25 protein-coding genes are annotated in these 26,508 nt (G+C 44.3%); 6 read left to right on the top strand and 19 right to left on the bottom strand.

What is annotated here, in order from left to right; translation table 11 throughout:
* Positions 1–126: 126 nt before the first annotated feature.
* From tuf to rpsL, 4 genes are all read right to left on the bottom strand, one after another.
* The gene (gene tuf / locus IGK61_RS01225; RefSeq protein WP_005226902.1) at positions 127–1,314 is read right to left on the bottom strand and encodes an elongation factor Tu; all 1,188 of its coding nucleotides are present in this window, start codon (positions 1,312–1,314) and stop codon (positions 127–129) included.
* A gap of 148 nt (positions 1,315–1,462) precedes the next feature.
* Positions 1,463–3,547: an elongation factor G gene (gene fusA / locus IGK61_RS01220; RefSeq protein WP_005226900.1), complete on the bottom strand. Its 2,085-nt coding sequence runs from the start codon at positions 3,545–3,547 to the stop codon at positions 1,463–1,465.
* Positions 3,548–3,627: 80 nt separating this feature from the next.
* The gene (rpsG, locus tag IGK61_RS01215; protein ID WP_003127957.1) at positions 3,628–4,098 is read right to left on the bottom strand and encodes a 30S ribosomal protein S7; all 471 of its coding nucleotides are present in this window, start codon (positions 4,096–4,098) and stop codon (positions 3,628–3,630) included.
* A gap of 70 nt (positions 4,099–4,168) precedes the next feature.
* Complete coding sequence (gene rpsL, locus IGK61_RS01210; protein WP_003127956.1) at positions 4,169–4,582, bottom strand: 30S ribosomal protein S12; 414 nt, start codon at positions 4,580–4,582, stop codon at positions 4,169–4,171.
* A gap of 304 nt (positions 4,583–4,886) precedes the next feature.
* Here rpsL and rpiA point away from each other — a divergent pair, with 304 nt between their 5' ends.
* The 4 genes from rpiA to IGK61_RS01190 all read left to right on the top strand — a co-directional run bounded on the left by rpiA (position 4,887) and on the right by IGK61_RS01190 (position 7,924).
* The gene (rpiA, locus tag IGK61_RS01205) at positions 4,887–5,561 is read left to right on the top strand and encodes a ribose-5-phosphate isomerase RpiA (protein WP_010748612.1); all 675 of its coding nucleotides are present in this window, start codon (positions 4,887–4,889) and stop codon (positions 5,559–5,561) included.
* 150 nt (positions 5,562–5,711) lie between these two features.
* Complete coding sequence (locus IGK61_RS01200; protein WP_005226873.1) at positions 5,712–6,293, top strand: recombinase family protein; 582 nt, start codon at positions 5,712–5,714, stop codon at positions 6,291–6,293.
* A 194-nt stretch (positions 6,294–6,487) separates the two neighbouring features.
* Positions 6,488–7,174 carry a 2,3-diphosphoglycerate-dependent phosphoglycerate mutase gene (gene gpmA, locus IGK61_RS01195; RefSeq protein ID WP_005226871.1) on the top strand — a complete coding sequence of 229 codons (687 nt, stop codon included), beginning with the start codon at positions 6,488–6,490 and terminating at the stop codon, positions 7,172–7,174.
* A 102-nt stretch (positions 7,175–7,276) separates the two neighbouring features.
* On the top strand, positions 7,277–7,924 hold the full coding sequence (locus tag IGK61_RS01190) for an SGNH/GDSL hydrolase family protein (RefSeq protein WP_074536661.1): 648 nt from the start codon (positions 7,277–7,279) through the stop codon (positions 7,922–7,924).
* Positions 7,925–7,976: 52 nt separating this feature from the next.
* On the opposite strand, the gene IGK61_RS01185 is transcribed toward IGK61_RS01190, so the two are convergent.
* The 13 genes from IGK61_RS01185 to IGK61_RS01125 form a co-directional block, all read right to left on the bottom strand.
* The gene (locus IGK61_RS01185; RefSeq protein WP_074536660.1) at positions 7,977–9,164 is read right to left on the bottom strand and encodes an iron-containing alcohol dehydrogenase; all 1,188 of its coding nucleotides are present in this window, start codon (positions 9,162–9,164) and stop codon (positions 7,977–7,979) included.
* 198 nt (positions 9,165–9,362) lie between these two features.
* Positions 9,363–10,067 (bottom strand): purine-nucleoside phosphorylase, encoded by a 705-nt coding sequence (gene deoD / locus IGK61_RS01180; protein WP_005226852.1) that lies wholly within the window; start codon positions 10,065–10,067, stop codon positions 9,363–9,365.
* A 25-nt stretch (positions 10,068–10,092) separates the two neighbouring features.
* Entirely contained in the window at positions 10,093–10,911 is an 819-nt protein-coding gene (locus IGK61_RS01175; RefSeq protein ID WP_074536659.1) for a purine-nucleoside phosphorylase, read from the bottom strand.
* A gap of 10 nt (positions 10,912–10,921) precedes the next feature.
* Positions 10,922–12,088 carry a phosphopentomutase gene (gene deoB / locus IGK61_RS01170; protein WP_074536658.1) on the bottom strand — a complete coding sequence of 389 codons (1,167 nt, stop codon included), beginning with the start codon at positions 12,086–12,088 and terminating at the stop codon, positions 10,922–10,924.
* Between the two features lie 194 nt (positions 12,089–12,282).
* The gene (locus tag IGK61_RS01165) at positions 12,283–13,236 is read right to left on the bottom strand and encodes an ABC transporter permease (protein ID WP_005232556.1); all 954 of its coding nucleotides are present in this window, start codon (positions 13,234–13,236) and stop codon (positions 12,283–12,285) included.
* Positions 13,236–14,387 carry an ABC transporter permease gene (locus tag IGK61_RS01160; protein WP_005226844.1) on the bottom strand — a complete coding sequence of 384 codons (1,152 nt, stop codon included), beginning with the start codon at positions 14,385–14,387 and terminating at the stop codon, positions 13,236–13,238. The genes IGK61_RS01165 and IGK61_RS01160 overlap by 1 nt, the downstream gene beginning before the upstream one ends.
* Positions 14,380–15,990, bottom strand: coding sequence for an ABC transporter ATP-binding protein (locus IGK61_RS01155; RefSeq protein WP_005232559.1), 1,611 nt, complete (start codon positions 15,988–15,990; stop codon positions 14,380–14,382). The genes IGK61_RS01160 and IGK61_RS01155 overlap by 8 nt, the downstream gene beginning before the upstream one ends.
* Before the next feature lie 137 nt (positions 15,991–16,127).
* Entirely contained in the window at positions 16,128–17,246 is a 1,119-nt protein-coding gene (locus IGK61_RS01150; protein WP_015508805.1) for a BMP family lipoprotein, read from the bottom strand.
* A 63-nt stretch (positions 17,247–17,309) separates the two neighbouring features.
* Entirely contained in the window at positions 17,310–17,708 is a 399-nt protein-coding gene (locus IGK61_RS01145; protein ID WP_008376409.1) for a cytidine deaminase, read from the bottom strand.
* A gap of 54 nt (positions 17,709–17,762) precedes the next feature.
* Entirely contained in the window at positions 17,763–18,425 is a 663-nt protein-coding gene (gene deoC / locus IGK61_RS01140; protein WP_005226835.1) for a deoxyribose-phosphate aldolase, read from the bottom strand.
* Positions 18,426–18,438: 13 nt separating this feature from the next.
* A complete protein-coding gene (locus IGK61_RS01135) occupies positions 18,439–19,740 on the bottom strand; it encodes a pyrimidine-nucleoside phosphorylase (protein WP_005226834.1) in 1,302 nt (433 codons plus the stop codon).
* Positions 19,741–19,863: 123 nt separating this feature from the next.
* Entirely contained in the window at positions 19,864–20,883 is a 1,020-nt protein-coding gene (locus IGK61_RS01130) for a LacI family DNA-binding transcriptional regulator (protein ID WP_074536657.1), read from the bottom strand.
* Between the two features lie 249 nt (positions 20,884–21,132).
* On the bottom strand, positions 21,133–21,738 hold the full coding sequence (locus IGK61_RS01125; protein WP_074536656.1) for a class I SAM-dependent methyltransferase: 606 nt from the start codon (positions 21,736–21,738) through the stop codon (positions 21,133–21,135).
* A gap of 336 nt (positions 21,739–22,074) precedes the next feature.
* Between IGK61_RS01125 and coaA the strand changes: the two genes are divergently transcribed.
* Positions 22,075–22,998, top strand: a complete 924-nt coding sequence (gene coaA / locus IGK61_RS01120) for a type I pantothenate kinase (RefSeq protein ID WP_005226828.1) — start codon at positions 22,075–22,077, stop codon at positions 22,996–22,998.
* Between the two features lie 80 nt (positions 22,999–23,078).
* Positions 23,079–24,644 (top strand): glutamine-hydrolyzing GMP synthase, encoded by a 1,566-nt coding sequence (gene guaA, locus IGK61_RS01115; protein WP_008376418.1) that lies wholly within the window; start codon positions 23,079–23,081, stop codon positions 24,642–24,644.
* A 265-nt stretch (positions 24,645–24,909) separates the two neighbouring features.
* Here guaA and IGK61_RS01110 read toward each other — a convergent pair whose 3' ends face one another.
* On the bottom strand, positions 24,910–25,719 hold the full coding sequence (locus IGK61_RS01110) for a PTS system mannose/fructose/sorbose family transporter subunit IID (protein WP_005226799.1): 810 nt from the start codon (positions 25,717–25,719) through the stop codon (positions 24,910–24,912).
* Positions 25,703–26,491, bottom strand: a complete 789-nt coding sequence (locus tag IGK61_RS01105; protein WP_005226797.1) for a PTS mannose/fructose/sorbose/N-acetylgalactosamine transporter subunit IIC — start codon at positions 26,489–26,491, stop codon at positions 25,703–25,705. The genes IGK61_RS01110 and IGK61_RS01105 overlap by 17 nt, the downstream gene beginning before the upstream one ends.
* Positions 26,492–26,508 lie beyond the last annotated feature (17 nt).

Here is a 26,508-nt window from a genome sequence, read left to right as displayed (position 1 = left end):
CGCTCTCTTTAGCTGCGATGAACCGTAACGGATTCATCAACGCTAGAGAGAGCGGCTTTTTTTGGTTCTACGAGTCGAAAAAAAAAGAGCAAAAGCGCGTACGCTTTTGCTCTTCGATCAATCAAATTAAGCTTGGATTGAAGTTACAACGCCTGAACCAACAGTACGTCCGCCTTCACGAATTGAGAAACGAGTTCCGTCTTCGATAGCGATTGGGTGGATCAATTCAACGTCGATTGTTACGTTATCACCAGGCATAACCATTTCAGTTCCTTCTGGTAATTCAACAACACCAGTTACGTCAGTTGTACGGAAGTAGAACTGAGGACGGTAGTTAGTGAAGAATGGAGTGTGACGTCCACCTTCTTCTTTTGTTAAAACGTAAACTTCAGCTTTAAATTTTGTATGAGGTGTGATTGTACCAGCTTTAGCCAATACTTGTCCACGTTGGATGTCTTCACGAGCAACACCACGTAGCAATGCACCAATGTTATCCCCTGCTTCAGCATAGTCTAACAATTTACGGAACATTTCAACACCAGTTACAGTTGTTTTAGCAGTTTCTTCAGCAATACCAACGATTTCAACTTCGTCACCAACGCGAACTTGTCCACGTTCAACACGGCCTGTAGCAACAGTACCACGTCCAGTGATTGAGAATACGTCTTCGACTGGCATCATGAATGGTTTGTCAGTGTCACGTTCTGGAGTTGGAACGTATTCGTCAACTGCAGCCATTAATTCCATGATTTTTTCTTCGTATGAAGCATCGCCTTCAAGAGCTTTCAAAGCAGAACCAGCGATTACAGGAACATCGTCGCCTGGGAAGTCATATTCTGACAATAAGTCACGAACTTCCATTTCAACTAATTCTAGTAATTCTTCGTCATCAACCATATCCATTTTGTTTAAGAAAACAACGATGTATGGTACACCAACGTTACGTGATAACAAGATGTGTTCACGTGTTTGAGGCATAGGGCCATCAGCAGCAGATACTACTAAGATCGCGCCGTCCATTTGAGCAGCACCAGTGATCATGTTTTTAACGTAGTCCGCGTGTCCTGGGCAGTCAACGTGAGCATAGTGACGTGCTTCAGTTTCGTACTCAACGTGAGCAGTTGAGATAGTGATTCCGCGTTCGCGTTCTTCTGGAGCGCCATCGATTTGGTCGTAAGCTGAAGCTTGAGCCAAACCTTTTTTAGATAATACAGTTGTGATAGCAGCTGTAAGTGTAGTTTTACCATGGTCAACGTGTCCGATCGTACCAATGTTTACGTGGGGTTTAGAACGGTCAAATTTTTCTTTTGCCATTTTAAAATGTTCCTCCTAAAAATGCAGTTTATTTTTTATATTTGATAGGTAGGGAGCCGCAGCTCCCCATCCCTTATCATCGATAATATTGTACACGAAACTCAGAAAAAAATATAGCTTTTTACTTAATTTCCTATACTTCCATCAATTATTCAGCTTTGCCGCCGTTTTTCTTGATGATTTCTTCTTGAACAGATTTAGGTACATCTTCATAGTGATCAAATGTCATCATGAACGTACCGCGACCTTGTGTTGATGAACGAAGTGTTGTTGCGTAACCGAACATTTCAGCTAATGGCACGATTGCGTTCACGATTTGTGAGTTACCGTGTGCTTCCATTCCTTCTACGCGTCCACGACGAGCAGTTACGTGACCCATAACATCACCTAAGTAATCTTCTGGTACAGTGATAACTACTTTCATCATTGGTTCAAGAATTACTGGGTTTGCTTTCTTCGCTGCAGCACGTAAAGCCATAGAAGCTGCAACACGGAAGGCAGTTTCACTTGAATCGACATCATGGTATGAACCATCATAAAGTTTTGCTTTGATGTCTACTAATGGGTAACCGGCTAAGACACCGTTCGCCATTGAGTCTTCAAGTCCTTTTTCAACTGCTGGGATGTATTCACGAGGAACCACACCACCGACAATCGCGTTTTCGAATTCGAAGCCTTTACCTTCTTCGTTTGGTGTAAATTCGACCCATACGTGACCGTATTGACCTTTACCACCAGACTGACGTACAAATTTACCTTCCGCTTGTGTTGCTGCACGGAATGTTTCACGATAAGAAACTTGAGGCGCACCTACGTTTGCTTCAACTTTAAATTCGCGACGCATACGGTCAACTAAGACGTCCAAGTGAAGTTCTCCCATACCAGCGATAACAGTTTCGCCTGTTTCAGCGTTTGTTTCCACACGGAATGATGGATCTTCTTCAGCAAGTTTTTGTAAAGCAACCCCCATTTTATCTTGGTCAGCTTTTGATTTAGGCTCAACAGCGACTTCGATAACTGGTTCTGGGAATTCGATTGATTCAAGGATTACTGGTGATTTTTCATCACATAGTGTATCCCCAGTTGTTGTGTCTTTCAAACCAACAGCAGCGGCGATATCGCCTGAGTATACTGTTTGGATTTCAGCACGAGTGTTGGCGTGCATTTGTAGGATACGACCGATACGTTCGCGTTTGCCTTTTGAAGCATTCAATACGTATGATCCAGAGTTCAAGATACCTGAATACACACGGAAGAATGTCAAACGACCTACGAATGGGTCAGTCATTACTTTAAATGCTAATGAAGCAAATGGTGCTTCATCGTCAGCCGGACGATCAGTTTCTTCGTCTGTTTTAGGATTGATCCCTTTAATCGCAGGAACATCAAGTGGTGAAGGCAAGTAGTCGATGACTGCATCCAACATCAATTGAACCCCTTTATTTTTAAAGGCAGATCCGCAAAGAACAGGGAAAAAGTCAACAGTCAATGTTGCTTGACGAATACCAGCTTTCAATTCTTCTTCAGTGATTTCTTCACCTTCCAAGAATTTCATCATTAGTTCTTCATCAGTATCAGCAACAGCTTCGATTAATTTTTCGCGCCATTCTTCAGCTAATTCTACGTATTCTTCAGGAATTTCAGTCTCTTGGATTTCAGTTCCTAAGTCATTTGTGTAGATTTCAGCTTTCATTTTTACTAAGTCGATAATACCAGTAAAGTCATCTTCCGCACCAATTGGTAATTGGATTGGGTGAGCATTTGCTTGTAAACGATCATGTAAAGTTGATACAGAGTATAAGAAGTCTGCACCAATTTTGTCCATTTTGTTACAGAATACAACACGCGGTACGCGGTAATCTGTCGCTTGACGCCAAACTGTTTCTGTTTGAGGTTCTACACCTGATTGTGAGTCCAACACAGTTACAGCACCATCAAGTACACGCAATGAACGTTGCACTTCGATTGTGAAGTCCACGTGTCCTGGTGTGTCGATGATATTTACGCGGTTTTCTTTCCATTGCGCAGTTGTCGCAGCAGAAGTGATTGTGATCCCACGTTCTTGTTCTTGTTCCATCCAGTCCATTTGAGAAGCACCTTCATGTGTTTCACCAATTTTATGGATTTTACCTGTGTAATAAAGGATACGTTCAGTTGTCGTTGTTTTACCAGCGTCAACGTGGGCCATGATCCCGATATTACGAGTTTTTTCTAGCGAAAATTCTCTTGCCATTCTAGGTTGTTCCCCTCTCATTCTTACTTAACTTAAGCTAAGGTTGTCTCAGTACCTTCCAATAAAAAGCAGTGAGGATCTTACCAACGATAGTGAGCAAATGCGCGGTTGGCTTCCGCCATTTTGTGTGTGTCTTCGCGTTTTTTCACAGAAGCACCAGTGTTGTTTGCTGCATCCATGATTTCTTTTGCAAGACGTTCTTCCATTGTGTGTTCGCCACGCAAACGAGCGTAGTTTACCACCCAACGAAGACCTAGAGTTGTACGACGTTCAGGACGTACTTCTACTGGTACTTGGTAGTTAGAACCACCGACACGGCGAGCTTTAACTTCCAATACAGGCATAATGTTTTTCATTGCTTGTTCGAAAACTTCCAATGGATCATTTCCTGTAGATTCTTTGATAATGCCAAAAGCATTGTAGATAATATTTGCAGCAACACCGCGTTTACCATCAACCATTACACGGTTGATCAAACGAGTTACTAATTTTGAGTTATAAATAGGATCTGGTAAAACATCACGTTTTGCAACAGGACCTTTACGAGGCATCCGTAACTCCTCCTTCCGAGATATCAGTTCTGATTTAAATAAGATTCATTTGATCTGTTTGTCTTAAAGATTAAGCTTTAGGACGTTTTGTACCATATTTAGAACGAGATTGTTTACGATCGTTAACACCGGCAGTATCCAATGCACCACGAACGATATGGTAACGTACCCCTGGTAAGTCTTTTACACGTCCACCACGTAACAAGACCACGCTGTGTTCTTGTAAGTTGTGTCCGATACCTGGAATATAAGCTGTCACTTCAATCAAGTTTGACAAACGAACACGCGCATATTTACGTAGAGCTGAGTTCGGTTTTTTCGGTGTCATAGTTCCCACACGAGTAGCTACCCCACGCTTTTGAGGTGAGTTAACATTCGTTTGAGCTTTCTTGAAACTGTTATATCCTTTGTTCAATGCTGGTGAATTTGATTTTTCAACCTTGGATTTACGAGGTTTACGTACTAATTGATTAATTGTAGGCATCCCTAGTTGTCCTCCTTCCTTGATTCGCTTTATAGTCCCACACATCCAGGTGGTTCTTTTTTTGCGATAAAAAATAATGCATTCTCTGCATTCATATCAACTATGCTTTGATAGACAGTCAGCACGTCTCCAACGAGAGACCTGTAGATAAAGCACCTTTGATAGAATATCATGCTTATTCTTACCTGTCAAGTATCCTCCTAGGCTTTTTTCAAAAGAAATCTGTTACGAAAAAATCCGCAAATTTTGCGCTTCTTCCTATATAATAGAGACAAAGCATTTATTTAAAAAAGGCGGGAAGAAAATGAACCTAAAAGAAATGGTCGGCATTGAAGCGGCTAGTTATGTAAAAGATGGCATGGTGGTTGGCTTGGGCACTGGCTCAACAGCCTACTACATGATTGAAGAACTGGGTCGACGTGTAAAAGAAGAAGGTCTATCGATCACGGGTGTCCCAACTTCTTGGGCATCGAAAAAACAAGCAGAAGGATTAGGTATCCCGATTCGCACCATCGATGAAGTGGACGCTGTGGATCTAACGATCGACGGTGCAGATGAGATCAGCCAGGATTATCATGGCATCAAAGGCGGCGGTGCAGCCCTTTTATTCGAAAAAATCGTGGCGTCTAACTCCAAAAAAGTCTTGTGGATCGTTGATGAATCGAAAATGGTCGAAACACTTGGTGCCTTCCCGTTGCCAGTGGAAGTGATCCCTTATGGCAGCCAACAGCTGTTGCGTCTGTTCGAGAAGAAAAACTACCATCCAAAACTGCGTCTGAATGAAGAAGGCGAACCGTTAAAAACCGATTGCAGCAATTACATCATCGATCTTCATCTAGAAACGATCACCGCCCCTACTGAGTTGGCACAGGAATTAGATGCTACAGTGGGCGTGGTTGAACACGGTCTGTTTTTGGATATGGTCCACACGATCATTGTCGGATTGCCTGAAGGCCCGAGTACCAAGCACGTTAGATAAAGGAAACAAAAAAGAGGAGCGATATCGCTTCTCTTTTTTTCGTTATTTTTCTTCAATCGACTTAATTTTTATTATTTTTTGTGCAAATTACCCTATCATTTAAGAAATAATTATGATACATTCAATAAAAAGGGAAAGGTAGGAGGGTTTATGAAAATCATAGGCTATGCTCGTTCAACGATCACCGACAACTCAACAAGTGAACAATTAAACAAGCTCGAAGAATTCGGGTGTCATGAATTTTTCCATGAGACATTTAGCGTGGAAGAAAGTGAAGAAAATCATTCATTGGAGTCAGTGGTGGCACAAATGCAGCCCGGCGACACCTTAGTCGTTACGGAACTGCATCGTTTAGGGAAAACCACCAGACAGCTGACCGATCTCACTGATCTATTAAAACAGCGAGAGCTTCATCTGGTTTCACTGGCAGAACAAATCGATACCCGCGGTCCGATGGGACAGGTTTACTTCAATTTAATGGAAGGACTTGCGATCATGGAACGCTCACTCATCAAAGAGCGCACGCTGGTCGGCTTAAATAAAGCCCGCAAAAAAGGCAAAATTGGCGGTCGTCCAAAAATCGATCCGAAAACGATCAAAAAAATCCGTCAATTGTACTACGAGAAAAAAGAAACGATTCAATATATTTCTGAAAAGTGCGGTGTTTCTGTAGGTACATGCTATAAATACATAAAATTATCCGAAGAAGAATGGAACAAGTTACGTTCATAGTTGTCGACTCCCCCTAGAACAGCATGAAACAAAAGCGGTCCTCTTTTTAATGATCCCCTTTTGTTTTTCCTTAAGAATGGCGTTTTCCCCCAGCTTTTCCTCCAAAACCATGGAAATTCTTTGAGAAAGAGTGTACAATAAATACGGAATTGAAAATTTCAGAAAAATATCGAATATCTAAAGGAGAGTTTTACATGCCAAAATTAGTATTTTCTCGTCATGGACTAAGCGAATGGAACAAATTAAACCAGTTTACCGGTTGGGCTGATGTTGATCTAGCGCCAGAAGGTGTCGAAGAAGCAATCGAAGGCGGACGTAAAATCAAAGAAGCAGGCATCGAATTTGACGTTGCTTACACATCTGTTTTAACTCGTGCCATCAAAACTTGTAATTACATTTTAGAATATTCTGATCAACTTTGGGTACCAACGATCAAATCATGGCGCTTAAACGAACGTCATTACGGTAAATTACAAGGTTTAAATAAAAAAGAAACTGCTGAAAAATACGGTGACGAACAAGTACACATCTGGCGTCGTTCTTACGATGTTTTACCTCCATTGATGGAAGCTTCAGATGAAGGTTCTGCTGCAAACGACCGTCGTTATGCAATGCTTGACCCTCGCGACGTACCTGGTGGAGAAAACTTAAAAGTTACTTTAGAACGTGCATTGCCTTTCTGGCAAGATGAAATCGCCCCAGCATTAAAAGACGACAAAACTGTCTTAGTTGCGGCTCACGGAAACTCTCTACGTGCATTAGCAAAACATATCGAAGGTATTTCTGACGAAGATATCATGGATCTTGAGATCCCAACTGGTCAACCACTTGTTTATGAATTGAACGATGATTTGACTGTTGCGAAAAAATACTACTTATAAGCTTCGCTTATCGCTGCCCTTTTTAAAAAAAGGGCAGTTTTTTTTATTGGCATTTCCTCCCCCCTCTTTTATAATTGAGGGCGTACTCGAAAGGAGCTTATTATGAAACTAGTCAAAAATGATACCGTTTTATTTTTAGGTGACAGCATCACAGATTGCGATCGTGATCGCCAAGATCCCCACGATTTAGGACATGGGTTTGCCCGTCTCGTTGCCGCTCAGTTGGCAGAAACATTCCCCACTGCAGGATTTACCTTTTATAACCGCGGGATCGGTGGCAACAAAGCTGCCGATGTCTTAGCCCGTCTTCAAGAAGATTGCCTCCAATTAGCGCCTGACGTCTTGGTCTTTATGATTGGGATCAACGACACGTGGCACAATGCCGGTGGTCCCGATTTTGGTTCAGAAGCTGCGGCAACGTCCTTTGAGGCAACCTACCGTCAAATTCTGGAACAAGTGACCCAACAGGGGATCACGCGTATTTTCTTGCTGGAACCTTTTGTTTTGCCATATCCTGAGGATCGCCAAACTTGGCGGATCGATCTTGATCCGAAAATCCAAATCGTTCGTCGCTTAGCTGCCGCCTTTCATTGTCAGCTGCTGCCGCTGGATGGCTTGTTTGCCGAAGCAGCCGTTGCTAGCTCCCCGCAGGCACTGACAGGCGATGACGGGGTGCACCCCACTCCTGCTGGACACGCCTTGATTGCAGATCAGCTAATGGCCCGTTTGGCTTTTTCTTCTGAAGGGTAAATAAAAAGACCGCTCCGCGACAACCAAGTCGCAGGAACTGTCTTTTTTATGATTAAAGATAGGTTGAAGGAGTCAAGGAATCTTGGTAGATTGCAATCACGTCTTCTTCTTGCAGCGGTACATACGCATTTGTTGCAATAGAGCTGAATTGAACTGCTTGAGCCGCCATTTCAGCAAAATGGGTGTCATCGGCGATCCCCACTTCTGGCAAAGTCATCGGAATATCGCAAGAAGCAAAAAAGTCATACAGTTTTTGAATCCCCATTCGGGCAGCTAATTCTGGCACTGCTTCTTGGACACCAAAGACTTCTCTAGCAAAACGCGCAAATTTCGGCGCCGTTTCTTCATTCAATACATGAAGCATCCAGCGTGGGGTCAGGATCGCTAAGCCGATGCCATGGGTAATGTCATAAAACGCACTCAACTCATGCTCCATCGCATGACAAGACCATGCATCACCCTTGCCGCTTCCAGTCAAACCATTTAAGGCTAAGGTGCTCGCCCACATCAAATTCGCCCGTGCGTCATAGTCCGAGGGATCCTTTAATGCGATGGGCAGATTTTTAATGACTGCTTTTAGCAATCCTTCTGCTACACCGTCTTGGACATCTGTTCCTTCTGTTTTACTGAAATAATTTTCAATCAGATGGCTCATGATATCCGCTGAACCGGCAGCCGTTTGATAACGACTGACACTAAAGGTCGTTGTTGGATCTAAAAAGGATACTTTCGGTAAAAATTCGGGTCCGTGAACGCCAAGTTTTTGTTTCGTTTCTAGATTAGAGATCACTGCGCCGCGATTCATTTCACTGCCGGTAGCTGCAAGGGTCAAGATCGTTACTAATGGAATCGCTGGTCCTTGATAGCTTCTGGAAAGTACTAAGTCCCAAGGCTCTTGCTCACTGCAAGCCGCCCCAGCAATCACTTTGCTGCAATCAATTACAGAACCGCCGCCAATAGCTAAAATGACGTCGATCTTTTCTGAACGACAAAGAGCGGCTCCTTGACGAACGGTTTCGATTCGTGGATTTGGATCGACACCAGTCAATTCAGTGACTTGATTGCCGTTGGCAGTCAATTGCGCCATGACTGCATCGTACAAGCCGTTTTTCTTGATACTGCCGCCACCATAGACTAGCAAGACGTTTTTTCCAAATGTATTCAGTACTTCTGGCAATTCGTTCAGACGGTCTTTCCCAAAACGAATGTCCGTCGTTACATGAAACGTAAAATTATTCATTGTCTCGTCTCCTTTTTACACCTTTTCTTTTCATTAAACCATTTTCTGGCAAAAGTGCAACGCTTCTTCGTGGCTTTTTGCCAACAAAAAAAGATAACACATTCTCGGTTGCATGCAAACCAATACGATTTGGCTGCTTGCTCTATCAAAAGCAAGCAGCCCTCGCATCGTTCATGCACCGATCCTGTGGTATCTTTTTTACGCAATCGCTGTTTCTAAGCCAACTTTGATCATGTCGTTAAACGTCGTTTGTCTTTCTTCTGGCGTTGTTTCTTCTCCAGTGATGATGTGGTCGCTGACGGTACAGATCGCTAAGGTTTGAACGTGGAATTTCGCCCCTAAATAGTATAAGGCTGCGGCTTCCATCTCAACACCCATCACCCCAAGGTCTGCCAACTGTAACGTTTCCGTCATGTCATCTTTGTAGAAGGTATCTTCAGATAAGATGTTGCCGACGTGGGTCGTAAATCCTGATTCAATCGCTGTATCATAGGCTTTACGCAGCAGTGCAAAGTCAGCGATTGGTGGGAAATGGAAACTTTGGAAGTTTTTTGCCACCATCGAGGAACTTGTTGCTGCCGCTTGGGCAATCACAAGATCACGCACGTGGACATCTTTTGAGATGGCACCACACGTACCGACCCGAATCAATTTCTTCACGCCGTAAGAGTTGATCAATTCATGGGCATAAATACTCGCTGAAGGCATGCCCATGCCGGTTCCTTGGACAGAGACCCGCTCGCCCTTATAAACGCCTGTATAGCCCAACATCCCCCGAACGTTGTTGTAACAGATCGGGTCTTCTAAAAATGTTTCAGCAATATATTTTGCCCGCAGTGGATCACCTGGTAACAAGATTTTGTCTGCGATCTCGCCTGCTTTTGCTTCGATATGAACGCTCATTCGTTTTTCTCCTTTGGTCTGCTTTTTATAGTACTGCTAACGTTTCTTTGATCAACGCTTTAAATTCTGCCTTGACCCGTTCCGTCGTTTCCACGACTTCTTCATGATTCAAGCTCGCTTGCATACCAGCAGCCAAGTTTGTGATACAAGAAACACCTAAGACTTTCAAGCCACTGTGAACAGCAACGATCACTTCCGGGACAGTCGACATACCGACAGCATCGGCACCGATCGTCCGAGCAAAGCGGATCTCTGCTGGCGTTTCATACGTAGGACCTGAGAAGCCCATATAAACGCCTTCTTTTAAGTGCAATCCTTTTGATGCACCAACTTTTTGTGCCGCTTCCCGATAAGGCAAATGGTAGGCTTGGCTCATATCTGGGAAACGTGGACCCATTTCTTCTTCGTTTTCACCAATCAGTGGGTTGTCCCCCATAAAGTTGATTTGATCGGTGATCAACATCAAGTCTCCCGGCTGGAAACTTTCGTTTACGCCGCCACAGGCATTGGTCACGACTAAAGAGTGAGCTTTCAATGCCGCCATCACACGGACGGGGTAAGTGACCGTCTGCATCGAATGGCCTTCATAATAATGGAATCGTCCTTGCATCGCTAAGACTTTTTTCCCAGCTAATGTTCCATAGACCAATTGTCCTGCATGACCGACCACTGTCGAAACAGGAAAATGCGGGATATCGTTGTAAGGCAACACGATTGGGTTTTCGATCTCATCGGCTAATTCACCTAAGCCAGATCCTAAGATCAACCCAAATTCCACTTCACCGACGCCGCTTTCTTGGATAAATGTCGTTGTTTCTTGTAATTTCTCATGTAACGTTGTCATTTCATCACCTCTAGTTTAAATGTTGTAAAAAGCTTGTTCCGTTTTCTGTAGCTGAAACACCAAAGTTTTCAGCGATCGTTGCGGAAATATCCGCATAGTAGCCTTGTGGCAATTGGCCTTGGCCTTGGAATTTCTTGCTGTACGCTAATAATGGCACATATTCTCTCGTGTGATCCGTTCCCGTAAAGGTTGGGTCATTGCCGTGGTCAGCTGTAATCAACAACAGATCCTCGTCTCCCATTGCTTCTAAAAGTTCTGGAATACGCAAATCAAAATCTTCAATGGCATGGGCATACCCTACGACATCGCGACGGTGACCATAAAGCGCATCGAAGTCGACCAAGTTCGTAAAGCTTAGACCCGTAAAGTCTTGTTTCATCACCTTCAGTAACTGATCCACACCGTCCATATTGCTCTTCGTCCGTACAGAATCGGTGATTCCTTGTCCGTTGAAGATATCATTGATCTTCCCAACGGCGATCACGTCTTTTCCAGCTTCTTTCAAGGAATCTAATACTGTATGGCCAAATGGATCGAGTGCGTAGTCATGACGATTGCTCGTACGAGTAAAGTTTCCAGGCTCACCGACATACGGACGCGCGATGATGCGGCCGATCATATATGGCTCATCTTTCGTGATGTCCCGAACGTACTGACAAATACGATACAATTCTTCTAATGGAATGATTTCCTCATGCGCAGCGATCTGCAACACTGGGTCAGCCGAGGTGTAAACGATCAAATCGCCGGTCTTCATTTGATGTTCGCCGAAGTCATCAATGACTGCTGTCCCAGAATACGGCGCATTGCAGACGATTTTGCGTCCAGAGAACTCTTCGATCTGTTGCAATAATTCATCGGGAAACCCATCTGGAAATACGCGGAAAGGCTTTTGGATATTCAAGCCCATGATCTCCCAGTGCCCCGTCATCGTATCTTTCCCAACAGAAACTTCTTCCAATTTGGTTGCATACCCATCATGGTCAGCTACCGCCTTTACGCCTTCTAAAGGACGAATCGTACCTAGGCCTAATTGTTCCAAGTGAGGGATCGTTAAGCCTGCTTCTTTTGCAATATGGCCTAATGTATCTGAACCCACATCACCAAAAGCTGCCGCATCAGGTGCTTCACCAATTCCGACTGAATCCATCACGATCAAGTGTACACGTTTAAACATTCTATTCCCTACTTTCTTTATTTTATGCTTTTACAAGCGGATCTACTACCTCTATCATACTAAACTTAAGCAAAAATTGCGCTGGGTTGCTTTGGAAATTTCCTGACGCGTTCCTTTCACCCAGAGGATAGAAAAAGGGCAGGACACAGCAACACATTCATGTCCCATAGCCCCACCCTTTCATACTGAAAAAATTATTTAGATTTAATGTAGTTCTTCCCGTTAGCTTTCGGACCAGCAGCTTTTCCAAGGAAAAGAACGAGCACGATGATCGTCAAGGCATAAGGCGCAGCTTGTAAGTAAACCGCTGGAATGGAAGAGATGATTGGCAGCTGGCCACCTACGATACTGATGTTTTGCGCGAAACCGAAGAAAATCGCTGCGCCCATCGCACCAAGTGGATTCCATTTACCAAAGATCATCGCAGCCATCGAGATAAACCCTTGACCGGCGATCGTTGTCACGGCAAAGCGACCCGCGATCGATTGAGCAAACAAGGCACCGCCCATCCCACCAAGGAATCCAGAGATCAAGACGCCTGAGTAGCGCATCACGTAAACATTGATCCCTAAGGTATCCGCTGCTTGAGGATGCTCACCGACAGAACGAAGACGCAACCCAAAGCGTGTTTTGAAAATCACGAACCACGCGATCACTGAGATCAAAATGGCGAAGTACGCCGGTAGGAACGTTTGATTAAAGAAAATCGGGCCAATGATAGGAATATCTTTAAGAATCGGGAAGTTGAAATACCCCAATGTCCGTTGGATGTTATCCGTTTGCCCTTTGTTGTAGATCGCTTTGACTAAGAACACGGCCAAAGCTGGTGCCATCAAGTTCATCACCGTACCACTGATGATATGGTCGGCACGGAAATTGATGGTTGCCACCGCATGCAGCAAGGAGAAAACCACACCGACAAGTCCGCCGACGAGCATCCCTAACCATGGTGTCCACGCACCAAATTGTGACGCAAATTCAATATTGAAAACAATCGAGCTAAAAGCACCCATAACCATGATTCCTTCAAGACCCACGTTAACGATCCCGCTGCGCTCTGAGAACACGCCACCTAGCGCCGTCAAAATCAGAGGAGACGCATAAATCAATGTTTGAGTGACGATCGAAGAAATTAAACTAATATCCATTAGATGGTTCCTCCTTCCTGATCTTGATCGTTTGGTTGGGCTTCAATCTCCTGTACGACCAGCGCTTCTTTTTTGCCGTCAAAGATTTTTGCCAACAAGAAACGAATCACAAAGCTGATCGCTACGAAGAAAATAATAATTGCGATATTGACATCGACTAATTCAGATGGAATACCTGCAAACTGCATGCCTTGTCCACCTAATTTCAAAATACTGAACAAGAGGGCTGAAAGCAAGATTCCGATCGATGAGCCGCTTCCTAACAAGGATACAGCCATACCGTCAAACCCGATGCTCAATGATGACCCTTGAACGAAGAAGTTTTCAAACGTTCCTAGTCCTTGAACGACTCCACCTAATCCAGCAAGCGTTCCAGAGATGATCATGGAGATAATGATCGTCCGTTTGCTGCTCATCCCCGCATATTCAGAAGCGCTTGGGTTCAAGCCCACCGCGCGGATTTCATAACCAAGAGTGGTTTTTTTCATCAAGAACCAAACCAAAACTAAGAAGATCAAGGCTAAGAAGATCCCTAAGTTCAAGCGAGAGTTGCTCGTGATGCTTGCTAGAAACGGCGTCTGCATGGAGGCATTTTCCCCCACCATTTTTGTGACCCCTTTTGTCGTGATCATGGATTCGCTCATCACATTATTGACTAAATGGTTCCCCGTATAAAGCAAGATATAGTTCATCATGATCGTCACGATGACTTCACTTGTTCCAAAGAATGCCCGTAGGAAACCAGGAATCGCAGCTGCGATCGCCCCGCATAAAGCCCCTACGATCACGGCTAATGGCAAGACCACCAACCGAGGCGCATCTGGCATCGCTAGTGCGACCCAGATACTGGCAACCCAACCTGCTAACGCTTGACCAGAAAGACCGATATTGAAGAATCCGGCTGAGTTTGCAACGGCAAACCCCAGAGCGGTAAAGATCAATGGTCCTGCTGTAACAAAAATCTCACCAATGTTGCGGGCATTTAACCCACCTGTTTGTCCGTTGATAAAAACGGTCCGAAACATTTGTGTATACCCTGTGATTGGGCTGTAGCCGAAGGCCGCCATGATGATCCCGCCAAGGACGAATCCCAACAAGACAGCGATGATCGGCACTAATATATTGCGGATCTTTTCTTTGCGGTTATTCAACCGAACCACCTACTTCCTCCATTTGCAGCTCTCGTCTTGCTTCCTCCAAGGAGTACCCTGCCATCAACAAGCCAAGCTCTTTCTCTGATGTTTCTTTCGGATCAACGACCCCAACGATCTCACCAGCATGAATAACAGCAATGCGGTCTGATACATTCAAAATTTCATCTAATTCAAAGCTGACTAACAACACCGCTTTGAATTTATCCCGCTGTTCAATCAAGCGTTTGTGGATAAATTCGATCGCTCCAACATCCAACCCACGGGTCGGATTGGCAACGATCAATAGATCAGGATCGCGGCTGATTTCTCGTGCGATGATCGCTTTTTGTTGATTCCCGCCGGACAATGCCCGTGCTGGTACGATCTCGTTGACTGTTCGTACGTCAAATTCTTGAATCAAATCACGAGCAAACTCGTTGATCTCTCCGTAATCCAAGACACCTGCATTACTCAAAGGTTTTTTGTAGTAGGTTTGCAAGGCGATGTTTTCTGATAACATCATATCCAAGACAAGTCCGTATTTATGGCGGTCTTCTGGCACATGACCAACGCCGGCTTCGGTGACTTTCCGAGGCTTGAAGTTAGTGATGTCATCACCATTCAGCAAGACCTTGCCGCTTTCGACTTTCCGTAAACCAGTGATGGCTTGTAACAGCTCTGATTGCCCATTGCCATCGATCCCAGCAATCCCCAATACTTCACCTGCACGTACTTCTAAGCTTAAGTTTTTGACTGCTTCTAAGCCACGGTTTTCTTTTACAACTAAGTTTTCAACAGAAAGCACGACTTCTTTTGGTGACGCTTCTTTCTTCGGTGTCTTGAAGGACACAGAACGACCAACCATCATATCGGCCAACTGTTGCGAGCTGACGTCTTTGACATTGACGGTGCCGATCCCTTGTCCCCGACGGATAACTGTACAACGGTCTGCCACCGCTTTGATCTCATCCAGTTTGTGGGTGATCAAGATGATCGATTTGCCTTCACGCACCAATCCGCGCATGATCTCGATCAGCTCTTCGATTTCTTGCGGTGTCAAAACTGCCGTTGGTTCATCAAAAATCAGTACATCTGCGCCGCGGTAAAGAGTCTTCAAAATCTCTACCCGTTGTTCCATCCCGACAGAGATGTCACGCACATAAGCATCTGGATCAACCGATAAACCATATTGTTCAGAAACTTTTTTGATTTCTTTGCGGGCTTTCTTGCGATCTAACACACCGAGATGATGTGGTTCGCTCCCCAAAATGATATTTTCTGTTACAGTAAAGGCGTCTACCAGCATGAAATGCTGATGCACCATCCCGATCCCCAATTTGTTTGCTGCGGTCGGACTCGTGATATTCACTTTTTCACCATTCATCCAGATTTCACCAGATGTTGGTTCCAATAATCCTGACAGCATATTCATCAAGGTCGACTTGCCCGCTCCATTTTCACCAAGCAATGCGTGGATTTCTCCTGGCCTTACTTGCAAGTTGACATCGTCATTGGCTTTGAACGTTCCAAACTCTTTGGTGATATGACGCATTTCTACAACATATTTTTCCTCAGCCAAATTACTCACATCCTTACTTTCTAATTCGCTTATACAAACCATTCATCATGTCAAAAAAATAATTGCTATTGCTTAGGATGATTACTATCCTCATGAAAACCCGTAGCTTTCATCAACATAGTAATCCAACAACGATCATCTTGCCCTAAACTAGGGCAAGATAACCGAAAAGCACAACTTTATTTTTCAGGTGTTTCTGGTACTTCTACTTTGCCGTCGATCACGTCTTGTTTCGCTGTTTCGATCGCTGCTTTGGCATCATCTGAAAGGAACCCTTCAGTAATGTCTACACCGCCATCTTTCAAGCCGTAAACAATATGTTCGCCGCCAGGGAAGTTGTCTTCTAACGCACGAGTTGAGATATCTTGTACCGCTGCGCCAACACCTTTCAATGTTGAAGCCAATGTGAAGTTATCTTCTTTGCCGTCAGCAGTTGTGTATTTTCCTTCGTCTTGTTGATCGCTATCCACACCGATGACCCAAACTTTTTTGTCTTCTAGATCTGCTTCGTTCAATTGTTCATTGATTGCTTTTGCTTCTTGGAAGACACCTGCACCAGTACCACCAGATGCGTGGAAGATTACGTCAACGCCACTTTGGTACATTGAAGCAGCCAATGCTTTCCCTTTAGCAGGATCACCAAATGATGCTGCATATTGAGGATCAACCGTGATTTCTTTGCCTAATTTTTCAGCTGCGTCTTGAACGCCCTTCATGAAACCAGCTTCGAAACGGTCGATAACGACGCCTTCTTCACCACCGATGAAGCCGACTTTGTTTGTTTTGGTTGTATACGCTGCGGCAAAACCAGCTAAGTAAGCTGCTTCGTTATCTTTAAATGTTGCTGAAACAACGTTGTCTTTGCCTTCGATCACATCATCGATGATCCCGAATTGTGTATCAGGGTTTTGGTCAGCTGCTGCTGCGATTGAATCTTTCAATAAGTAACCTACACCGAAAACTGTTTTGAAACCATTTTGAACGGCACCATTTACGTTGGTTGTGTATTCTGAAGCTTCATTTGATTGCACGTAGTCATAACCACCAGCACCGCGAGCGATCCCGTGTTCCTCACCCCATGCTTCTAAGCCTTCCCACGCTGATTGGTTGAATGAACGGTCATCCACCCCACCGATATCGGTAACGATTGCGACACTATGCGCTGCATCAGTCGTACCGTCTGCAGAACCGCCGCCAGTTGAATCAGTTGAACCTGAATTTCCTCCGCCACAAGCACCAAGTAAAGTCAACCCAGCTACTGCAACAATACCTAAACTAAATAATTTTGCTTTTTTCATTGCTGTAAAGCCCCCTAAAAATATAGTTTTTTTCAACAGCCGCATCGACTGAATGAACATGGTTTATAAATCTTTGTTCGTGAAGTAATAAGGCAATAGACCTTCTACCGTGGTTTCTTTGATGACACCATCATCGCCGACTAAGGTCACCGGCATATCTGGCGCACAAAATTCCACCATGACCTGGCGGCAAGCACCGCAAGGAGAGATCGGTTCTGGCGTATGACCCGCCACAACCAAATGTTGAAACTCTTTTTCGCCTTCAGAAACGGCTTTGAAAAAAGCGGTTCGTTCTGCGCAATTTGTTAAGCCATATGAGGCATTTTCAATGTTGATCCCTTGATATATCGTACCATTTTTGGCAACGAGACAAGCACCGACCGGAAACTTAGAGTACGGCACATACGCTTTATCTAAGGCGGAAACGGCGGTGTCGATCCACTCTTTTTTCGCTGTTGTCATTGTCTTCCCCGCTCTTGTTTTTATTTTTTGCTACTTTACTTAATAATGCTAAGCTTAGTAGCCAGCACCTGTTGAGCCAGTCACGATAGCAACACTTGCGCTTGTTCCTAAGCGATTTGCCCCCGCTTCGACCATAGCTGCAGCTTCTGCTTCGTTGTGGATACCACCAGAAGCTTTGACACCCATTTCTGGTCCTACTGTTTCACGCATCAAGCGAACATCTTCAACGACTGCCCCACCAGTTGAAAAGCCAGTTGAGGTTTTCACGAAATCTGCACCAGCTGCTTTGGCTAATTCACAGGCTTTGACGATTTCTTCGTTGTCTAATAACGCTGTTTCAATGATTACTTTGACAAGCGCTTTGTCTTTGGCTGCTTCAACGACTGCTTCGATGTCTGCTTGAACTTTTTTGTATTGTTTTGATTTCAAGGCACCTACGTTGATTACCATATCGACTTCATCTGCGCCGTTTTTGATCGCATCAGTTGTTTCATAAGCTTTGACCTCAGATGTGTTTGCCCCTAAAGGAAAACCGATCACGGTACAAACAGCCGTTGGTTCGCCTTGTAATTTTTCTGCTGCTAATGAAACCCACGTTGGATTGATGCAGACAGAATAGAAGTGATAGGTTTTTGCCTCTTCGATGATTCGTAAAACATCTTCCTCCGTTGCGTCTGCTTTCAAAATCGTGTGGTCGATCATGCGATTCAATTCCATTTTTATTCGCTCCTTATTCTGTAATAATGTCATGGATCAATGGCGGTTCTGCGCCATCTTCCCCAATTTCAATATTTTGGTCGATCAATGCTTTGACATCCTCGATTGCTTCGGTATTGCTATAGATCGTCAATAGCGATTCCCCTTTGCTTACGGATTCGCCAACTTTCTTATGCAATTTGATGCCCACGGCATGGTCGATGTCTTCGTCTTTGGTCTTACGACCTGCCCCTAACATCATCGCCGCGATCCCTAGCTCATTGGCAACTAATTTCGTCACCACACCGCTAGTTTTCGCTGGGACTTCCACTTCATATTTCGCTGTCAAAATCTTGCTCGGGTCATCGATCACTGTAGCGTCTCCGCCTTGGTCTGTGATCATCTGTCTGAATTTTTCCAACGCTTTGCCTGAATGCAGGGCTTCTTCCAACAGTTGGCGTGCTTCTTCCAATGAATCGGCTTTTTTCGCTAAAACGACCATTTGACTGCCCAGTGCATAGCACATTTCTTCCAAGTCTTTCGGTCCTTTTCCTTGCAGCGTCTCAATAGCTTCCACCACTTCCAAACTGTTGCCGATCGCTTCCCCTAAAGGTTGTGACATATCAGAAATGACTGCCATCGTTTGGCGATTTGCCAATTTTCCGATGCGGACCATCGTTTGGGCTAAGCGTTTGGCATCCTCCAAGTTTTTCATAAAGGCGCCATCGCCTGTGGTTACATCTAACACGATCGCATCGGCACCTGCCGCGATTTTTTTACTCATGATCGAGCTGGCGATCAATGGGATCGAACTAACCGTTGCCGTCACATCTCGTAAGGCATACAGTTTTTTGTCTGCAGGAGCTAAATCTCCTGATTGACCGATCACGGCCACTTTGCTTTCGTTGACTAATCGGATAAAGTCAGCTTCAGAAAGCTCGATTTTAAATCCAGGGATCGCTTCAAGCTTGTCTAACGTCCCACCGGTATAGCCTAAGCCGCGGCCAGACATTTTCGCAACCGGTACGCCAACACTAGCCACTAATGGCGCTAAGATCAATGTGGTCGTATCCCCGACACCGCCAGTCGAATGCTTATCGACTTTGATTCCTTCAATTGAAGATAGGTCGATCACTTCACCAGAATTTGCCATTGCTAGCGTTAAGTTCGTGATCTCTTCATCTGTCATATCTACATAAAAAATAGCCATCAACAAGGCACTCATTTGATAATCTGGAATACTTCCTTCAGTATACGCAGTTACAATGTAGTCAATTTCTTCCTTCGTCAATGACTTGCCGTCACGTTTCTTTTCAATTAAATCCACCATTCGCATCGAAATGACCCTCGCTTCCTTTAACATTATACAATAATTTTTCGTAGGGTAAACCACTTTAGTAAAACAGTTTACTAAATATCGCAAAACTATGAAAACACTTACAAGAAGAAATATACCGCATTATTTCTCGCTTGTCAATGTCTTCACGCTCTCACGAATAATTAATTTTGTATCAAAAATCTTATTTGGAATTCGCCGTGTCGGAAACTCAATGGCGTCCACTAAAAACTTCGCTGCGGTAAACCCGATCTCAAAAGTCGGCTGCATGACCGTGGTAAGCGGTGGTGTGATGTATTCCGATAATTTCAAGGCATCAAAGCCGATCACCGAGTAGTCTTCTGGTACTTTTTTGCCCGCCTCATAAATCGCTTGATAACAGCCGATCGCCATGGCATCGTTGCCACAGAAGAACGCTGTGATCTCTTTATACTTCAATAATTCCTTCGTTGCTTCGTACCCGCCGGTAACCGTTAATTCAGCATTTTCTACATATCGGCCTTTAAAAGGGATCTGATGATCCTTTAAGGCATGGCGATAGCCATTGAACCGTTCCTCTAATTGATAGTAGCCGGTGATTTCTTTGAGCATCGCAATGTTGCGGTGACCATTTTTGATCAAATAGCTAACAGCTTGGTAGGCGCCTTCGTATTCTTTCACGATCAAACGACCATTGTCCCGCTGATTGATCCCACGATCAACTAAAATAATTGGTCGGTCATCAAAGAACCCGCTCTTCAAAGAATAATCCTCTGGCAGCAAATGCGGCGTCGCTAACAAGATGCCATCTACCGAACGATGAGACAGTTCATTCAAATATTGAACCTCTTTTTCTTGGCTGTGGCGCGAATTGCATAACACTAACATGTAACCTAGTGGATTGAAATAACTTTCCGCCCCTTCAATGACTTTAGAGAAAAAGAAATCCGTCACATCAGGCACGATCATTCCGATCGTTTTTGAATGGCGGTTGATAAGATTCGAAGCAAAAAAATCCGGCTTATAGTGATATTTATTTACGATACCTAAGACCCTCTTTCGGGTTTCTTCACTAAAACGGCTGCCTTTATTGTTTAGGATCTGCGACACGGTCGTGACAGAGACGCCAGCCATTTCAGCAATCTGTTTAATCGTCAATTTCATCTGCTTCTCTCCTCTCTTGCCTAAAGTGTAGCAAATTTTTCTCAAAAAAAATAGCACACTTTCAACAAGTGTGCGACTTTCTTTTTCGTTGTTCAAAAATAGCCTGACGATACAGACAGCTCTTTTAGCGGAGCTGCGATTGCCCGAAAGGCTGATGACAACAGGCTTTTTGAGAAACCAACTGCCCAGTTGCCGCTAACCAGCGCTTGTCTTGGCGATGCCTTTGATCTATTGAGAATCAAAGAGCAGCTACGCTTCTTTTACGCTTTGAATGATGTAATAGCCTTTGTCTTTTTTGATGATTTCGGCATTGCCAAAGGTCTCTTGCATTTTCTTTTGAGCACTGGGCGCCCCTTGTTTCTTTTGGATCACGATCGTTAAAGTCCCGCCTGCTTTAAGCAAAGGAAACGCCCCCGTCAAAATCTCATGAACGACTTCTTTTCCTGCCCGAATCGGCGGATTGCTGAGGATCGCCGCATAAGCAGGTTGATTTAATTGGGCATAGACATTGGATTGATGGATATCTACCTGTTCAATGCCGTTACGCTGGGCATTGCCTTTTGCCAAATCCACTGCCCGCTGATTGATATCGATCATCTCGACAGGTCGTTGACTCGCATGAGCTAACGCTAAACCAACAGGTCCATAGCCGCAACCAACGTCCAGCAGACTTCCTTCTGGCAGCTCCCCCCACTCAAACGCATCGATCAGCACCCGCGAGCCGTAGTCCACCGTGTCACGGGAAAACACCCCGCTATCTGTCACAAAATGAAACTTCTTTCCTCTTAATTCAAACGACCACTGTTCAAAATCATGGGCCGTATCAGGATTTTCTGTATAGTAATGATTACTCATGTTTATGCTCCTTTCTTCTATTTCCTCTTCGCTTGTTTTTTCTACTGGCTTCTACTGGTTTTTTCCTTGTTTCTTCTATTAGAACGAGTGAACGTAGTGAAAACACCAGTAAAAAAGCCGTTCAAGATTTGCCTGCTGCTTCTTTCTAATCATACCGAAAAACAGCCAGAAGTAAACGCCCAGCAAAAAAACAACGAAAAAACAGTTTTTTGTTGTTTCTGCAAAGGAAATCATGTCTTTTTTCCAAGTTCTGTGGGTTTCTATGGTAAAATACTTTCGAACAGTGGCCTATCGCTTCTAATAGAAACCGATGATGCCGCAAAAAAGGAGCCTACTATGCAAGAAACCATGAATTTTTATCAAATTCCTCGTGAGCAATGGCAAGGGTTTTATACGAATGGCATGATGCCTTTCACTCAAGAAGAATTGGATAATATCAAAAGTTTGAACGACCGGATCTCGGTCCAAGATGTGGAAGATGTTTATGTGCCTTTATGCCATCTGATCCATCTTTATATGAAAGAGTTTGAATCATTGACCCTCAGCAAGGGACTCTTTTTACACCGCTATGTTAAAATGCCGCCTTTTATCATCGGCATCGCTGGAAGTGTCGCCGTCGGCAAAAGCACCACCGCACGGCTCGTCCAAAATTTGTTGGCCCGTTTGTTTCCCCGTAGAACCGTCCAACTGATCACCACTGACGGCTTTTTGTACCCAAACGAAGTCTTGGAAGAACGCGGCAGCTTGAATCGCAAAGGATTTCCAGAAAGTTATGATATGGAAGCCTTGATCAACTTTTTGAATGCGGTCAAATCAGGAGAACCAGACATTCAGATCCCTGTCTACTCCCATGAAGTCTACAATATTATTCCTGATACGTATGAAACGATCAGTCAACCAGATATCTTGATCGTAGAAGGCATCAATACCCTACAACTGCCTGCCAACCAACAAATCTATATCAGCGACTTTTTTGATTTTTCAATTTTCGTGGATGCCCAACCAGCACTGATCGAAAAATGGTATTTGGAACGATTTGAATCATTACTAGACACGGCCTTTCAAGATCCCAGCAATTATTATTACCAATATGCGATCGGGGATCGCAAGGAAGCGATTAAAATGGCAAAAGAAGTATGGAAAAATGTGAATTTAAAGAATTTACACGAGTATATCTTGCCTACACGCAGCAGAGCCGATATAATTCTTCATAAAACAAAGCACCATTTGATTGATGAAGTGTTCTTGCGCAAGTATTGACCGCTTCATTTTTATGATTATGCTGTTGAAAAGGCCCAGCCTTTTTTCAATAAAAACTAAAAGAATTGAGGTAATTTATTGTGACAAACGTTGACACTCTGCCAAACGTCGAAAAAATTATCGTACTTGATTACGGTAGTCAGTACAACCAGCTGATTACACGCCGTATTCGTGAGTTCGGTGTTTTCTCAGAATTATTGAGCCACCGCATTACCGCTGAAGAAGTAAAAGCGATGAACCCAAAAGGGATCATCTTATCTGGCGGACCAAACAGCGTCTACGACGAGAACTCTTTCGGCATCGACGAGAAAATTTTTGAGTTAGGCATCCCAGTTTTAGGGATCTGTTACGGCATGCAGTTGATTACTTATAAATTAGGCGGAAAAGTTGAACCTGCCAAAAACCGTGAATACGGCAAAGCAGAATTGGAAGTCACTTCTGATGCAGCGGCCCTTTTCCAAAACACGCCCGCAACCCAAACCGTGTGGATGAGCCACGGAGACTTGGTCACTCAAGCACCTGCAGGCTTTGATGTCGTGGCAACGAGCAAAGATTGCCCGATCGCTTCTATCCAAGATGCCGAGCGCAAAATGTACGGCATCCAATTCCACGCAGAAGTTCGCCATTCAGAATACGGCAACGACTTATTGCGTCACTTTGCCATTGACGTTTGTCAATGTACAGGTGATTGGACAATGGACAACTTCATCGATATGGAAATCGCAAAAATCCGCGAACAAGTGGGCGACAAAAAAGTCTTGCTTGGTCTTTCAGGCGGGGTCGATTCTTCTGTCGTTGGTGTTCTTTTACAAAAAGCGATCGGCGATCAACTGACTTGTATTTTTGTTGACCACGGCCTCTTGCGTAAAGGTGAAGCCGAGCAAGTAATGGAAAGCTTAGGCGGCAAATTCGGCTTGAACATCATCAAAGTTGATGCCAAAGAACGTTTCCTATCAAAACTTGCGGGGGTTTCTGATCCTGAAGAAAAACGCAAGATCATCGGAAATGAATTCGTGTACGTCTTCGATGATGAAGCAACCAAACTAGCTGGCGAAGAAGGCGTTTCTTTCCTTGCCCAAGGAACCCTTTATACCGACGTCATCGAATCAGGGACCGAGACTGCTCAAACCATCAAATCACACCACAATGTGGGTGGTTTACCTGAAGACATGCAATTCAAATTGATCGAACCATTGAACACCTTGTTCAAAGACGAAGTCCGTGAATTAGGGACTCAACTTGGTATGCCAGACAGCATCGTATGGCGCCAACCATTCCCTGGACCAGGTCTAGGCATTCGTGTCCTTGGCGAATTAACAGAAGAAAAACTAACGATCGTCCGCGACTCGGACGCCATCTTGCGGGAAGAAATCGCAAATGCCGGCTTAGACCGCGACATTTGGCAATACTTCACCGTCTTACCAGGCATCCGCTCCGTCGGTGTCATGGGTGATGGCCGGACCTACGATTATACCGTCGGCATCCGTGCAGTCACTTCAATCGATGGCATGACCGCTGACTTTGCCCGCATCCCATGGGAAGTCCTACAAAAAATCAGCGTCCGCATCGTCAACGAAGTCGCACACGTCAATCGGATCGTGTACGATATTACGAGCAAACCACCTGCTACTGTGGAGTGGGAATAATCTTCAAAAAGACAGAAACCCTCTGTATCAAGGGTTTCTGTCTTGTTTTATTTTGATTCTGTTCAACAGATAATCAATACACATCAAAATATTAGTAGACGAGCAAAAAGGGAATGACAATTTTATTTTTTTCTATGTTTCCAATTGAATTAAATTCTTTACGAGTAAAAACGTACAAATTATTTTATAAAAAAAGAGTGCGGAAAAATATTCCACACTCTTTTTCTATTTACATATTCTTATCTATCAGTTATTACTGCTAATCCTAACCCAAAATACCAAACGCACTCAAAACGATCGATAAGATCAAGATGATCCAAATTACTCGAGTGGAATTTAGTTTCTTTTGGCCTAACATCCAGTAGGTCAGCAAGACGAGCAAGATAGGTACAAGGGATGGCAAGATGGCATCCAACGTGTCTTGGATCACTAATTCGACACCGTCTTTTTTATAGACAAAAGGAACAGTTGCTTTGACCACAGAGGGAATCAAGGCACCAATCACTGTAACCCCTAAAACGGTTGCGGCATTGGTGAAGGCAGATAATTTGTCTTTCAAGGTCGTCACTAATTTGACCCCTTGTTTGTAACCTAGAGGTAGCAACGCTGCCCGACCGAAAAGTAACGCGATGTTGGCGATGATCCAGATGACACAGCCAACGACGGAACCATTTTGCGCCAATGTGCCGGCAACAGAGCCAAAGATTGTTCCCCAAATCACGTGGAACAAGGAGTCACCGACACCGGCTAAGGAACCCATCAAGGCCGTTTTCAAGGCGATGATCGTTTCTTTGGCTTTGTGTCCGTCTTGTTCTTCAATCGCGACATCGATCCCCATGATCAAGTTCCCAAAGATCGCATTGGTATTGAAAAATTGATTGTGGGTCCGCAGCATATCTTGCAGCTGGGTTTCATCGTGGCCATAGAATTTTTTCAAGACGGGCAGGATGCCGTAAAGGTAGCCTGAACTCATCATTCGCTCATAGTTCCAGTTTAATTGGCTTGCCAAAATATAGCGCCAGCTAATGGTATTCAACTCTTTTTTTGTCAGTTTTTGATCACTCATCGCCATCATATCCTCCTTCAAAATCTCCAGCAGCTGCCGTTGCAACGGTGCCTTTTTCGCTATCTCGTTTAAAGACTAACATTGCTGCTACGAGCCCAATGATGGAAACGCCGAGCATTGGCACTTGCAGATACGCAGCTAAAAAGAAGCCTAATAACAAATAAGGAATATAGTGCTTTGTTGGCAAGTAGCGCAATAAGATCGCTACCCCGACGACTGGCAAGACGCCACCAGCGGTTTTTAGTCCAGTCATCAGCCATTCTGGCGTGTTATCGGTAATCGTCGTAACGACTGCATCTCCAGCTAAAAGCATCAATAAAATCGGAATCGCCCGTGACAATCCCCATAAGAAAGAACCCGATAAAACTAACCGTGGGATTCGTTTGACTTGCATGTTGTCGATGGCTCTATCGATTCGGTGTAGTAGAAATACGTTACAAAAACGAGCCACGACGTCCAGTTGCAGCATCAGTAAGGACACTGGAACTGCTAAGCCAATGCCGTATTCCGCGCCGTTTCCTGAGATCACGGCAAACGCCGTTCCCAGTACTGCGCCGGTAAAATAATCTGGGACGGATGCACCACCAAATGCGGCGATCCCTAAACGCATCAACTGCAAGGTACCGCCGACCATCAAACCGGTCTTCAAGTCCCCCATGATCATTCCAGAAATCATTCCGGCGATCGCTGGTTGGGTCAACGTATTGGAAATAAGTGAATCATTAATAGCAATAAAAGCATAAACAGTAATAAGAATGATTTGATACGCTGCTAAATGCATGAATTTTCCTCCTAATT

Origin of the sequence: Enterococcus sp. AZ063 (assembly GCF_051715045.1) — a bacterium.
Lineage (GTDB): Bacteria > Bacillota > Bacilli > Lactobacillales > Enterococcaceae > Enterococcus_D > Enterococcus_D casseliflavus.
Note: the sequence above shows the minus strand (reverse complement) of the source record. Positions and strands in the feature narration are given on the sequence as shown.

Coding starts and splice junctions, on each gene's coding strand:
- tuf (WP_005226902.1), bottom strand. CDS start 1,314: ATGGCAAAAGAAAAATTTGACCGTTCTAAACCCCACGTAAACATTGGT.
- fusA (WP_005226900.1), bottom strand. CDS start 3,547: ATGGCAAGAGAATTTTCGCTAGAAAAAACTCGTAATATCGGGATCATG.
- rpsG (WP_003127957.1), bottom strand. CDS start 4,098: ATGCCTCGTAAAGGTCCTGTTGCAAAACGTGATGTTTTACCAGATCCT.
- rpsL (WP_003127956.1), bottom strand. CDS start 4,582: ATGCCTACAATTAATCAATTAGTACGTAAACCTCGTAAATCCAAGGTT.
- rpiA (WP_010748612.1), top strand. CDS start 4,887: ATGAACCTAAAAGAAATGGTCGGCATTGAAGCGGCTAGTTATGTAAAA.
- IGK61_RS01200 (WP_005226873.1), top strand. CDS start 5,712: ATGAAAATCATAGGCTATGCTCGTTCAACGATCACCGACAACTCAACA.
- gpmA (WP_005226871.1), top strand. CDS start 6,488: ATGCCAAAATTAGTATTTTCTCGTCATGGACTAAGCGAATGGAACAAA.
- IGK61_RS01190 (WP_074536661.1), top strand. CDS start 7,277: ATGAAACTAGTCAAAAATGATACCGTTTTATTTTTAGGTGACAGCATC.
- IGK61_RS01185 (WP_074536660.1), bottom strand. CDS start 9,164: ATGAATAATTTTACGTTTCATGTAACGACGGACATTCGTTTTGGGAAA.
- deoD (WP_005226852.1), bottom strand. CDS start 10,067: ATGAGCGTTCATATCGAAGCAAAAGCAGGCGAGATCGCAGACAAAATC.
- IGK61_RS01175 (WP_074536659.1), bottom strand. CDS start 10,911: ATGACAACGTTACATGAGAAATTACAAGAAACAACGACATTTATCCAA.
- deoB (WP_074536658.1), bottom strand. CDS start 12,088: ATGTTTAAACGTGTACACTTGATCGTGATGGATTCAGTCGGAATTGGT.
- IGK61_RS01165 (WP_005232556.1), bottom strand. CDS start 13,236: ATGGATATTAGTTTAATTTCTTCGATCGTCACTCAAACATTGATTTAT.
- IGK61_RS01155 (WP_005232559.1), bottom strand. CDS start 15,990: ATGGTTTGTATAAGCGAATTAGAAAGTAAGGATGTGAGTAATTTGGCT.
- IGK61_RS01150 (WP_015508805.1), bottom strand. CDS start 17,246: ATGAAAAAAGCAAAATTATTTAGTTTAGGTATTGTTGCAGTAGCTGGG.
- IGK61_RS01145 (WP_008376409.1), bottom strand. CDS start 17,708: ATGACAACAGCGAAAAAAGAGTGGATCGACACCGCCGTTTCCGCCTTA.
- deoC (WP_005226835.1), bottom strand. CDS start 18,425: ATGGAATTGAATCGCATGATCGACCACACGATTTTGAAAGCAGACGCA.
- IGK61_RS01135 (WP_005226834.1), bottom strand. CDS start 19,740: ATGCGAATGGTGGATTTAATTGAAAAGAAACGTGACGGCAAGTCATTG.
- IGK61_RS01130 (WP_074536657.1), bottom strand. CDS start 20,883: ATGAAATTGACGATTAAACAGATTGCTGAAATGGCTGGCGTCTCTGTC.
- IGK61_RS01125 (WP_074536656.1), bottom strand. CDS start 21,738: ATGAGTAATCATTACTATACAGAAAATCCTGATACGGCCCATGATTTT.
- coaA (WP_005226828.1), top strand. CDS start 22,075: ATGCAAGAAACCATGAATTTTTATCAAATTCCTCGTGAGCAATGGCAA.
- IGK61_RS01110 (WP_005226799.1), bottom strand. CDS start 25,719: ATGATGGCGATGAGTGATCAAAAACTGACAAAAAAAGAGTTGAATACC.
- IGK61_RS01105 (WP_005226797.1), bottom strand. CDS start 26,491: ATGCATTTAGCAGCGTATCAAATCATTCTTATTACTGTTTATGCTTTT.